The 11,811-nt window shown below is 69.4% G+C and carries 9 protein-coding genes and 1 riboswitch; of the genes, 5 read left to right on the top strand and 4 right to left on the bottom strand.

Going from position 1 to position 11,811, the window contains the following annotated elements; all coding sequences use genetic code 11:
- Together ACFQ4G_RS17700 and ACFQ4G_RS17695 are read left to right on the top strand one after the other, a co-directional pair.
- Positions 1-2,584, top strand: a 2,584-nt coding sequence (locus ACFQ4G_RS17700; RefSeq protein ID WP_379040734.1) for a DNA translocase FtsK, incomplete at its 5' end; no start/stop codon positions are given.
- 163 nt (positions 2,585-2,747) lie between these two features.
- On the top strand, positions 2,748-3,677 hold the full coding sequence (locus ACFQ4G_RS17695; RefSeq protein ID WP_238207475.1) for a LolA family protein: 930 nt from the start codon (positions 2,748-2,750) through the stop codon (positions 3,675-3,677).
- A 1,235-nt stretch (positions 3,678-4,912) separates the two neighbouring features.
- On the opposite strand, the gene ACFQ4G_RS17690 is transcribed toward ACFQ4G_RS17695, so the two are convergent.
- Complete coding sequence (locus ACFQ4G_RS17690; RefSeq protein ID WP_238207477.1) at positions 4,913-5,650, bottom strand: lysophospholipid acyltransferase family protein; 738 nt, start codon at positions 5,648-5,650, stop codon at positions 4,913-4,915.
- A gap of 139 nt (positions 5,651-5,789) precedes the next feature.
- Between ACFQ4G_RS17690 and ACFQ4G_RS17685 the strand changes: the two genes are divergently transcribed.
- On the top strand, positions 5,790-6,599 hold the full coding sequence (locus ACFQ4G_RS17685; protein WP_238207479.1) for an exodeoxyribonuclease III: 810 nt from the start codon (positions 5,790-5,792) through the stop codon (positions 6,597-6,599).
- A gap of 229 nt (positions 6,600-6,828) precedes the next feature.
- Here the strand turns inward: ACFQ4G_RS17685 and ACFQ4G_RS17680 are convergent, their stop codons facing one another.
- Positions 6,829-8,643 (bottom strand): hypothetical protein, encoded by a 1,815-nt coding sequence (locus ACFQ4G_RS17680; protein WP_238207481.1) that lies wholly within the window; start codon positions 8,641-8,643, stop codon positions 6,829-6,831.
- Positions 8,644-8,828: 185 nt separating this feature from the next.
- A riboswitch (SAM-I-IV-variant riboswitch) is annotated at positions 8,829-8,939 on the top strand.
- A gap of 51 nt (positions 8,940-8,990) precedes the next feature.
- Here ACFQ4G_RS17680 and ACFQ4G_RS17675 point away from each other — a divergent pair.
- A complete protein-coding gene (locus ACFQ4G_RS17675) occupies positions 8,991-10,049 on the top strand; it encodes a threonine aldolase family protein (protein ID WP_238207484.1) in 1,059 nt (352 codons plus the stop codon).
- 36 nt (positions 10,050-10,085) lie between these two features.
- Here the strand turns inward: ACFQ4G_RS17675 and ACFQ4G_RS17670 are convergent, their stop codons facing one another.
- Both ACFQ4G_RS17670 and ACFQ4G_RS17665 read right to left on the bottom strand, forming a co-directional pair.
- Positions 10,086-10,436, bottom strand: coding sequence for a 4-fold beta flower protein (locus tag ACFQ4G_RS17670; RefSeq protein WP_238207486.1), 351 nt, complete (start codon positions 10,434-10,436; stop codon positions 10,086-10,088).
- Positions 10,437-10,580: 144 nt separating this feature from the next.
- On the bottom strand, positions 10,581-10,934 hold the full coding sequence (locus tag ACFQ4G_RS17665) for a hypothetical protein (RefSeq protein ID WP_238207487.1): 354 nt from the start codon (positions 10,932-10,934) through the stop codon (positions 10,581-10,583).
- A gap of 406 nt (positions 10,935-11,340) precedes the next feature.
- Between ACFQ4G_RS17665 and rpsO the strand changes: the two genes are divergently transcribed.
- Positions 11,341-11,610 (top strand): 30S ribosomal protein S15, encoded by a 270-nt coding sequence (rpsO, locus tag ACFQ4G_RS17660; RefSeq protein ID WP_018044126.1) that lies wholly within the window; start codon positions 11,341-11,343, stop codon positions 11,608-11,610.
- Positions 11,611-11,811 lie beyond the last annotated feature (201 nt).

The raw sequence follows: 11,811 nt of genomic DNA, 5'->3' as shown, positions 1-11,811 counted from the left end.
CGACCGCCGCCCGCAGGCCGTCCTCGCGGCCGTCGCCGACGAGCCGCTGCCGATCCCGGCGGTCGTGACCGTGGCCGAGCCCGCCCCCGCCCTCGCCCCCGCGGCATCGCCCGTGGACCGCGACTGGACCGACGTGCCGGACTGGGCCGCCATGCGGGCCTGGTTCGACGGCGAGGATTCGATCGCCCTCGATGCGTGGTCGGCCATCCATGCCGATGCCGCGTCCGCGCCTCCGGTTCCGGACATGGTCGCGGCGAAGGCGGTCGTCGAGGACATGGTCGCGCCGGTGCCCTTCATCGTCTCGCCGCCGGTGGACATCTCGCTGCTGCGCGCGCTTCCGCCGAACCCGGTCTACGTCCTCGACCGTCTGGTCCGTTTCGACCGTAGCGGCGCACCCCGCCCCGCCAATGGTCAGGACAACGGCCATGTCGACGCCCGCGCCGGCGAGCCGAGCCACGAGGACCGCGTCGCTTCGGTGGCCGAGGCGGCGACCCTCGCCCTCGTCATCGAGCCGACCGGATTGTCCGCTCAACGCTCCCCCCTCGTCTCGGCCATGGCCGCCCGCGCCGCGATCCGGCCGGCCCGCATGCCGGCCCCCGAGAGCCAAGCCGCTGTCATCCAGCCTCCGGTGATGGAGGCTCCGGCGCCGGCCTCCTTCGTCCAGGCCCCCTCCCCTGCCGCGGTCGCTCCGGTCATCGTGCCGCTGCCGCCGCGCCCGGTCCTGCTGCGCAACCCGAAGGCGGCTCCGGCCCCGATGCCCGAACCGGAAGCGGCGCCGGAGGAACTCGTCGCGCGCCCGACCGATGCGCGGGACGAGGTGGAGGAGGCGCCCGCACCCCTCCTCGCCCTGCCCGCTCCGCCGCCCGCCCCGTCTCCGTCCCGCGCGATCTTCCCCGAGCCCCGCGCCACGCTGATCCCGGCCGGCCGGCACACGCCGATGTCGCTCGTCGAGAACGAGGATTACGAGCACCCCTCCCTCGAACTGCTGGCCGAGCCGCCGCTCACCGGCACCGAGGAGGTCGATGCCGACGTGCTGGAGCAGAACGCCCTCAACCTCCAGCAGACGGTGCAGGATTTCGGCGTGCGCGGCGACATCCTCGCCGTGCGCCCCGGCCCGGTGGTCACGCTCTACGAACTCGAGCCGGCGCCGGGCACCAAGTCGAGCCGCGTCATCGGCCTGTCCGACGACATCGCCCGCTCGATGTCGGCCATCTCCGCCCGCGTCGCGGTCGTTCCCGGCCGCAACGTCATCGGCATCGAACTGCCGAACGAGACCCGCGAGACCGTGTATCTGCGCGAGCTCCTGTCCTCGGCCGATTTCTGCATCAGCAAGCACAAGCTCGCCCTGTGCCTCGGCAAGAACATCGGCGGCGAGCCGATCATCGCCGATCTCGCCAAGATGCCCCATCTGCTGGTGGCCGGCACCACCGGCTCGGGCAAGTCGGTGGCCATCAACACCATGATCCTGTCGCTGCTCTACCGGATGAAGCCGGAAGAGTGCCGCCTGATCATGGTCGACCCGAAGATGCTGGAACTCTCCGTCTACGACGGCATCCCGCACCTGCTCTCCCCCGTCGTCACGGACCCGAAGAAGGCGGTCATCGCCCTTAAATGGGCCGTGCGCGAGATGGAGGAGCGCTACAAAAAGATGTCCAAGATCGCGGTCCGCAACATCGACGGCTACAATGCCCGGATGGCGGAAGCGCGGGCCAAGGGCGAGATCATCACCCGCGAGGTCCATACCGGCTTCAACCGGGAAACCGGCCAGGCCGTGTTCGAGACGGAGGAGATGGACCTCTCGGCCCTCCCCTACATCGTGATCGTGGTCGACGAGATGGCCGACCTGATGATGGTGGCGGGCAAGGACATCGAGGGCGCGATCCAGCGTCTCGCCCAGATGGCGCGCGCGGCGGGCATCCACCTGATCATGGCGACGCAGCGTCCGTCGGTGGACGTCATCACCGGCACGATCAAGGCGAATTTCCCGACCCGGATCAGCTTCCAGGTGACCTCGAAGATCGATTCTCGCACGATCCTCGGCGAGATGGGCGCAGAGCAGCTGCTCGGCCAGGGCGACATGCTGTTCATGGCCGGCGGCGGCCGTACCACCCGCGTCCACGGCCCGTTCTGCTCGGATTCGGAAGTCGAGAGCGTGGTCGCCCATCTCAAGCGCCAGGGCCGACCCTCCTATCTCGAGGCGGTCACCATCGACGACAGCCCGCCCGAGGAGAAGCCGGCCAAGGCCTCCAAGGCCGAGAAGGCGGCCGCGGCCGAAGCGGAGGAGATCGATGCGCCGATCTTCGATGCGGGCGCCTATGCCGGCGGCGGCATCGATGCGGGGGCCGACCTCTACGACCAGGCGGTGCAGGTGGTGATGCGAGACCGCAAGGCCTCCACCAGCTACATCCAGCGCCGCCTGCAGATCGGCTACAACCGCGCCGCCTCGATCATGGAGCGGATGGAGGTCGAGGGCATCGTCGGCCAGGCCAACCACGCCGGCAAGCGCGAGATCCTGATGGAGACCGCGCCGTCCAGCATGGGGTCGATCTCGATGTCCTCGTCGATGATGGACGACGACGAGTGAGCTCCGCCTCCCTCCCCTCGCGGGGAGGGACCGGGGTGGGGGCGGCTCCGGACGAGGCGAACCGTCCCCTCGCCCCCTCACCGCCACCGCATCGACGTCCCATATTCGCCACAGGGTGGGGTTCTAAGCCGGAACCTCACCCGATTTCGGAGAACGCGCCACGATGACCGGCCGCCGCCACACCCTCGCCGCCGGCTCGCTCTTCGTGCTGGCCGCGAGCCTCCAGCCCGCGCCGGCCTCGGCCCAGGTCTCGTCCTTCCTCGACGGCCTGTTCGGCCGCAAGGAGCTGCCCGCCCCCGCCCCGGCGCCCGAGCCGGAAGCGGCTCCCGGCCCGGCCGCTCCCGCCGCGCCGAAGAAGCCGGTGGCGCAGTCGCCCAAACCCAAGGACGCCAAGGCGGCCTCCGACAAGGCGAGTCCTGACAAGGCGGCCACCGGTGCCAAGTCCGGCGCCAAGGCCGCCGCCGCCGAGACACCCGCCAAGGTCGCCGCCGTCGGCGCGCCCACCGCCGCGTCGTCCATGCTGGAGGCCGAGCCCGCCGCCGTGCTCGCCCAGGCCAATGCCTATTTCAACGGCATGACCACGCTCACCGGCAACTTCGTCCAGATCGCCGCCGACGGGCGCCGCATCGGCGGCAAGTTGACCCTCGCCAAGCCCGGCCGCCTGCGCTTCGACTACGACCAGCCCTCCCCCATGGAGGTGGTGGCCGACGGGACCTCGGTGGCGGTGAAGGACCGCAAGCTCAAGACCCAGGACCTCTATTTCATCTCGCAGACGCCGCTGAAATTCCTGCTCCGCGACAAGATCGATCTCGCCCGCGACCTGACCGTGAGCGACGTCTCCAACGATCCGGGCGGCATCCGCATCTCGCTGGAGGACCGCGCGACCCTGGGCGGCACCTCCAAGATCCAGCTGTACTTCGACGCCGAGATGAAGACCCTCAGCCAGTGGCGGATCACCGACCCGCAGGGCTACCAGACCACGGTGCAGCTCTCGAACCTGCAGAAGGGCCGGGCCGTCGACGGCAGCCAGTTCTTCATCAATTACGGGCGCACCGAGGACAAGGCGATGGAGAGGCAGATCAAGGCGCAGTGAGGGGGCGGAGCGCACTCCCGGTCCCCTTCCCCGGCCGCCCGAAGCGAAGCGGAACCCGATCCGGGGGCCAGCACGAGACGCCGCGCAGCGTCCCCATGATACCGAGCCGCTGGCGCGGCGCATTTTGCGCTGGGTCCCGGATCACCTTCCGCTGGCGCTTCAGGCGTCCGGGACAGGTGGCGGGAAATCAAAGGCTGTCGCGTGGATCGGATGACGGACGAGCCCCTCGTCGTCACAAACTCCCCTTCCCCGGCCACCCGAAGCGAAGCGGAGGGTGAGCCGGGGCCCAGCACGAGACGCCGCGCAGCGTCCCCATGATGTCGAGCCGCTGATGCGGCGCTTTGTGCGCTGGGTCCCGGATCACCTTCCGCTGGCGCTTCAGGCGTCCGGGAACGGTGGCGGGAAATCAAAGGCTGTCGCGTGGATCGGAGGACGGACGAGCCCCTCGTCGTCACATGCTCCCCTTCCCCGGCCGCCCGAAGCGAAGCGGAGGGTGAGCCGGGGCCCAGCACGAGACGCCGCGCAGCGTCCCCATGATACCGAGCCGCTGGCGCGGCGCTTTGTGCGCTGGGTCCCGGATCACCTTCCGCTGGCGCTTCAGGCGTCCGGGAAAGGTGGCGGGAAATCAAAGGCTGTCGCGTGGATCGGATGACGGACGAGCCCCTCGTCGTCACAAACTCCCCTTCCCCGGCCGCCCGAAGCGAGGCGGAGGGTGAGCCGGGGCCCAGCACGAGACGCCGCGCAGCGACCTTATGATATCGAGCCGCTGATGCGGCGCTTTGTGCGCTGGGTTCCGGATCACCTTCCGCTGGCGCTTCAGGCGTCCGGGAACGGTGGCGGGAAATCAAAGGCTGTCGGCTGAATCGGAGGACGGACGAGCCCCTCGTCGTCACATGCTCCCCTTCCCCGGCCGCCCGAAGCGAAGCGGAGGGTGAGCCGGGGCCCAGCACGAGACGCCGCGCAGCGTCCCTATGATGTCGAGCCGCTGGCGCGACGCATTTTGCGCTGGGTCCCGGATCACCTTCCGCTGGCGCTTCAGGCGTCCGGGAACGGTGGCGGGAAATCAAAGGCTGTCGCGTGGACCGGATGACGGACGAGCCCCTCGTCGTCACATGCTCCCCTTCCCCGGCCGCCCGAAGCGAAGCGGAGGGTGAGCCGGGGCCCAGCACGAGACGCCGCGCAGCGTCCCTATGATGTCGAGCCGCTGGCGCTCCAGGCGTCCGGGAACGGGGGCGTCAGGACGCCTGAAGCTCCATCGCCGCGCTACCCCGCCAGCGATCCAGCTCCGCGTCGATCGCATCCTGCGTGCCGCGCATGAACTCGCCCCCGCTCAATCCCGGCTTCAGGGTCGCGAGGTAGCTCACCACCACGGTTCCGGGGATGTGGCGCGAGCCGCCATGGGGCCAGTACAGGCCGGAATTCACCGCCACCGGCAGCACCGGCAGGCCGAGCTTGGCGTAGAGAAGCTCGACCCCGCGCTTGAACTGCACCGGCGCGTCGATGGTGCTGCGGGTCCCTTCCGGGAACATCAGGATCGAGCGCCCTTCCGCGATGGCGAGCCGGCTCTCGTCGATCATGGTGCGCAGGGCCTGGGTGCCGTTGGCCCGGTCGATGATGATCATCGGCGAGCGGCGCAGGAACCAGCCGACGATGGGGATCGCCACGAGTTCGCGCTTGGCGACGATGGCGACGTTGGGGATCAGGATGAGGAAGGCCAGGGTCTCCCAGGCCGATTGGTGGTTGGCCACGATCAGGCAGGGCTCCGCCGGGATATGCGCCCGCCCCTCCTCCACGTAGCTGAGGCCGACGATGTGGCGCAGCCCGAACAGGATGCCGCGCGACCACAGCCGCGTCGCCGCCCGGATCGGCCGGGTCGGGCAACCGAGGATCGCGAGCACTACGAGGGGGAACGCGAACAGGGCGGTCCAGCCGGCCCAGTAGACGTTGAAGAGCGCAGAGCGGGTGCGCGACACGACGGGCGATCCTTCCTGTATCTTCTACGGCGCGTTCCTTCCGATGGCGGAACGCGGCACTTCTGCGGCGACGGGCAGGCCGATCCGGTCTATCGAAGCGGCCGGTCCCGATCCTTATGACACATGTGAGCTAGACCCGTTGCGCCTCTCCGTCACCACCTGGAACATCAATTCGGTGCGGCTGCGCATCGATCTCGTCCTTCGTTTCCTCGCGCTGGCGAAGCCCGACGTGCTCTGCCTGCAGGAAACGAAATGCCCGGACGACGCCTTTCCGCTCAAGGCCTTGCGCGGTTCCGGCTACGACCACGTCGTGTTCGCCGGGCAGAAGGGCTATAACGGCGTCGCCATCCTCTCGCGCTTTCCGCTGCTGACCCGCGACGTCATGGCCTTCTGCGAGCGGCCGGACGCGCGCCACATCTCGGCGGTGCTCGGGCCGGAGGCCGGCGCGGCCGCCGGTCTCGTGATCCACAATTTCTATGTCCCCGCCGGCGGGGACATCCCGGATGTCGGCCTCAACCCGAAATTCGCGCACAAGCTCGATTTCCTGCGCGATCTGCGCGCCTGGGGCGGGCGGCGCGTGGCCGGCCCGGCGATCCTGGTGGGCGACCTCAACGTGGCGCCGCTGGAGCACGACGTCTGGTCGCACAAGCAGCTTCTCTCCGTGGTCAGCCATACGCCGGTGGAGACCGAGGCGCTGGAACTCCTGCGCGGCGAGGCCGGCTGGATCGATGCCGCCCGCCTCCTGACGCCGGAGCCGGAGAAGATCTACACGTGGTGGAGCTATCGCTCGCCCGACTGGTCCGCGGCCAACAAGGGGCGGCGCCTCGACCATGCCTGGATCTCGCCGGACCTCATCGGCACCGCGCGCTCCGTGGACGTCTTTCGCGAGGCGCGCGGCTGGGAGCGGCCCTCCGACCATGTCCCGGTGACGCTGACGCTGGACCTGTGAACGGCCCGCCCTGACCCCGCGTCATGCATCCGATCGAGGAACGCAACCGCGCGTCGATCATTGCTCTCCGGACAGGCGGCCTCTCCCGAGGCCCGCATTCCCCTCGCTCCGGAGTTCCTCCTTCATGCGCAAGCTGATCCTCGCCTTCATCCTCCCCAAGGTCGTGTCCTACCTCCGCCGCCGCTATGCCGGCCGCTCGGGCCGCCCCACGGCCTGAGGACCAACTCCCTCACCTGTCCGCGCGGAAGCGCCAGAGCAGGATCGGGGTCGAGTCCAGGGGGACGCGTTCGAGCCATGGCACGGAGGCTTCGCTCCTGGTGAGGCGTATCGCGAAGGGAACCGGTCCCGTCTCGGGATCGGCTTTGCGGCACAGGACGAGATAGGTCGCGCCGGAGTCCGCGAGGGCGTGCCTCAGCGCCGCCTCGTCGCCATCGAGGCCTTCGATGGAGGCGCGCAGCCCGGCGATGGCCCGATGATAGGGCGCGGCCACCACGCCGTGATGGGTGTGGACCAGGATCGGCGGTCCGTTGTTGATCGCCGCCAGGACGGTCCCGGCCTCGACCCGGTCCAGGGGAGCGAGGGACGCCTGGGCGGTGCAGCTCTGCCATGCGGCGACCGGCGAGCCGGTCTGCTGGTCGCTCGATCGGGCCAGCGCCAGGGGCACGGCCCAGACCTTCGAGACGAGAAGCAGCGCCCCGGCCAGCATCGCGGCCTTTTGGCGGACCGGCGCGTCCTCGCGCAGCAGCGTGATCGCACGGTCGAGCATCGGACCGGCGACGAGGGCGATGAAGCCCGAGGCCACATAGATCCCCCTGAACTGGAACTGCACCAGGACGGCTCCGGCGAGCAGGAACAGGGCAGTCAGCATCGCCGCCCGCCTGATCGCCAGCGGGCCGCGCCATGCCGCCCAGCCTGCGATGGCGGCTGCCAGGAACAGCGGCATCACGTTGGCCAGGGCCTCGGCGGTGTTCGTCGCCAGGAGCGTGCGGAACGGCAGCATCTCCATCACCTGGTTCAGCCACGCCGTGCGCACGATGGCCGGCATGCCGGTGAACGGCCCCGAGAGGCACGCCGTGAACAGGGCGGCGAAGGCGGCGATGGCGGCCAGACCGAGCGATCCGGCGAAGGCGGCCCGGCGGAGCGGCGTCGTGAGGCGGGGTGCGAGGACGCGTGCTCCGATGGCGATCCCGGCGCCGCAGCCGGCGATCCAGAGCCAGGGCGGCGAGAGGGCATCGCATTCCGTGGTCAGCCACAGAGCCGGGTCGGTCTGCGCGGAGAAGAGGACGAGGGCGCCGCCCGACAGGCACAGGGCGAAGGCGAGGAGCCTCGCCAGGGCCCGTTCGCCGGTGAGGATCCAGTCTCCGACGAGGAACAGGGCGCCAAGGGCGATGAAGGGCAGTGCTTCGAGGCCGACGGCGAGGGAGCAGGCCGCGAACAGACCGCCGAGGGAGGCCTGCCGCCACGACCTGTCGTTGCCGGCGAGCGCCATGCCCAGGCCGAGGATGAACAGGATCTGGATGTTGTGGTGGTCGATCCGGCCGAAGGCGAAGAGGCCCGCGAGTTCGCCGGCCTGGGTCGCCGCGAAGAGCGACAGCATGGCGGCGCGTCGATTGAAGCGCGCGGCGACCGCCCGGTAGACCAGACCGAGATAGAGGCAGAACAGCAGCGGCGGCCATAGGGCGACCACGAGGCCCTCCGCCAGCGGGCGCCCGACGAGGGGGCTCGCCGCCGCGATCAGGCCGGCGAGCGGCGCGTCGACGAAGCGCGACCAGTGCATGCCGGCCCCCGCCGGCGGCATCAGCCGGTGCTGCACCATCTCGAACCAGCCCTGGCCGGCGAGCAGGTCGCGCACCTGGACGAGGCGCATGTAATCGTCGGTATCCGGCAGGTTCAGATGCCGGACCACGTCCAGGAAGGAGCCGACCGGATAGAGGCCGTAGAGGCCGGCGGCGAGGAGCAGCCACAGCACCGCCGGATGATCGAAGGGCGAGCGCTCCGAGCCGGCGCGTGACGGGAGCCGGTCCGTCGTCGATGCTGAAGTCACCGGTTGCCGTCCTCGACCAAGCGTGCAGATCGGCGCCGATACCACGCCACCCCCTTCGGGATTCTGTCCGGAGACGGTTAACGAGGCTCTCGCATCGGCCCGACGCGCGAGCTTCGCCGCGACAGGGAAAGGGCGAAGCGCTCGCCGCCCGGCGTTGCGGCCCGGTGGTGCCGCTGATATGCATCGCCCGGCATCAAGAGTCGCGGCGACGCCCGACGCCAACCTGCTGATCCGAGCAAGGTGGAGCCCTCATCGACAGAGGGGATGTGGCCGAACCGGCAACCAAACGGGTTTCGCCACGCGTCGCTTCGCCCCTCGTGCGGGACCGACCGAAGGCGAGCGAGACGATGAATTCCGAACTCCAGCAATTCGCCAGCGACAATTACGCCGGCATCTGCCCCGAGGCGTGGAGCGCCACCGAAGCGGCCAATCGCGGCTCGGTGCCGGCCTATGGCGAGGATGCCTGGACGAAACGGGCCTCGGACGCGTTCCGCGACCTGTTCGACAAGCCGGATGCGGAGGTGTTCTTCGCCTTCAACGGCACGGCCGCCAATTCCCTGGCGCTGGCCTCGCTCTGCCAATCCTATCACAGCGTCATCTGCTCGGCCTCGGCGCATGTGGAGACCGACGAGTGCGGCGCGCCGGAATTCTTCTCGAATGGCTCGAAGCTGCTGGTGGCGGCGAGCGCGGACGGCAAGCTCACCCCCGCCCTCATCCGCGGCCTCGCCACCAGCCGCTCGGACATCCATTTCCCGAAACCGCGGGTGGTGACGATCACCCAGCCGACGGAGACCGGGCAGGTCTACAGCCTCGACGAGATCCGGGCGATCTCGGCCACCTGCCGCGACCTCGGCCTGCGCCTCCACATGGACGGGGCGCGCTTCGCCAATGCCTGCGCCGGCCTCGGCTGCGAGCCCGCCGAGATGACCTGGAAGGCGGGGGTCGATCTCCTCTGCTTCGGCGGCACCAAGAACGGCATGGCGGCGGGCGAAGCGATCCTGTTCTTCGATCCCGTCCTGGCCGAGGATTTCGGCTATCGCTGCAAGCAGGCGGGCCAGCTCGCCTCGAAGATGCGTTTCCTCACCGCGCCCTGGGTCGGGATGCTGGAGGACGGCGCCTGGCTCCGCAACGCGGCCCACGCCAATGCCTGCGCGCAGCGTCTCGCCGAGGCGGTGGCGGAGTGCCCCGGCTTTGCCGCCATGTTCCCGGTGGAGGCCAACGCGGTGTTCCTGAAGGCCGCCCCCGAGCGGCTGGAGGCCCTGCGGCAGCGGGGCTGGCGCTTCTACACCTTCATCGGCGGCGGCGCCCGCTTCATGTTCGCCTGGGATTCGGACCCGGCGCGCATCGATGCCCTGGTGCACGACATCCGGGCGGTGAGCGCGGCGGCGGACCCCCTCTCGGCCTGACCCGCCGGGCCGGTCCGCGAGGGAGAGGACCGCGTTCTAGATCAGGTCCTTGAACTCGCGGCTCGACCATTCCCGCGAGAAGGCCGGCTTTGGCAGATGGGCCTGGGGTGCCCCCTGCTCCGGTCGCCGCTTGGCCGGGCTCGGCGCCTGGCGCGACTGCCGCTGCGGCTTCTCCGGGCCGCCCACCGCGTCGAACTCGAAGAGCAGCCGGCGGCCGTCATCGGCGAAGATCCAGCCGTTCTCGACCCAGCCGATGAAGCGGCCGGAATAGGCATAGATCCGGCCGTCCTGAATGAAGGCCGCGGCGTTGCCGTTCCAGAGGTAGACCGTCCGCTCGTCGGGACTGACCGCGGTCGCCTGCCCGTCGTGGTCGAAGAACTCGATCATGATGCGTGTCGCCTTCCCACGCGCGGCGGATCGGCCGAAGCGTCCTCGATTGGTAGCGACCCGCAGGGGGAAGCGCGAGTTTAATCGGGCTTAGGGGCTCCCAAGGCTTCGGGCTCGACAGGGTCGCGACCCGGCGCGGGCGCCCTACTCTTTCGGCTTCTCCGGTTGCAGATCGTCCCGCGGCTTCTCCTGCGGCACCGGATCCCGCGGCGGCGCAGGCGGCATCTTCCCGGCCAGCTCGTTGGAGAGCATGTCGGCGTTCTGCCTGACGAACCGCTTCATCTCCCCGGGCGTCACGCTCCAGACGACCGCCGCGATGAAGATCAGGGCTGCGATCGTGTAGGAAAATCCCGCGAAGATGCCCAGCCACCCGAGCAGCAGCGGGACGAGGCTGATGACCCCCGCCACGAAGAACGACGTTGTAAGGTAATAGCACGATACAAAAGTAATAATTGCAACCGCTATCGGTTTTACAATCCTGATGATCGATGATTCCATGCTATCTCCAATGTAAAAGCGGCTATAGGTTTGTGAAGAGCGGCGAATTTGTGGTCTTTCGCCGGTATGAATGGTCCGGTCACGCAAGTCCAGATATTGGGATATTCCCGACCGGTCCGAATGCGCGCGATCGCCGGATGCGCATGCCGCGGCTTCGATGCGGGGCCGGTTCCGTCGTCCGGCCTCGTCCCGAGCCGCGACGGGCCATCGGCGCCGGGGGTGGCACCGCCCGCGGATTCGTGTATGTGTTCCCGCGCCTCGACCCGGAAACGGGCACGGGGCCGAACCTGCTTGTGGACGCGACCGTGCTGGACGACATCCCGGCACAGGCCACGCCTCAGGCCGAGGCCGACCCTCCCGAGGAGGGCCACCTCGCTCCGACAACCCCCGTTTGAAAGGGACAGCGATGTCGATTTCGGCAGAGCGCAAGACCGCGCTCATCAAGGAATACGCGACCGGCGGCAAGGATACCGGTTCTCCGGAGGTCCAGGTGGCGATCCTCACCGAGCGGATCACCAACCTCACCGGCCACTTCAAGACCCACGGCAAGGACAACCATTCCCGCCGCGGCCTCCTGAAGATGGTCTCGCAGCGCCGCTCGCTGCTCGACTACGTCAAGCGCAAGGACGAGGCCCGCTACCGCAGCCTCATCGAGCGTCTCGGCATTCGCCGCTAAGGCGACGTTCACGCGGTTCCGGGCCCGGCCCGGGGCCGCGTTTTGACAGTTCGGGCTGCCGGAATGGGTCCGGCCACCCGAAAACCGGGCGACTTGGAGGCGCGGAAGCGCCGGGGACAGGATCGCGCGGCGCTTTGGCTCCGTCTGCCGAGCGCCGCGCCATCTTGCCCCTGGCGGCGCCGGGTTCGCCCGACCGCAGGA

The organism is Methylobacterium marchantiae (genome assembly GCF_042679825.1).
Lineage (GTDB): Bacteria > Pseudomonadota > Alphaproteobacteria > Rhizobiales > Beijerinckiaceae > Methylobacterium > Methylobacterium marchantiae.
The sequence above is the reverse complement of the archived record's forward strand: the minus strand, read 5'-3'. Positions and strand labels throughout refer to the sequence as shown.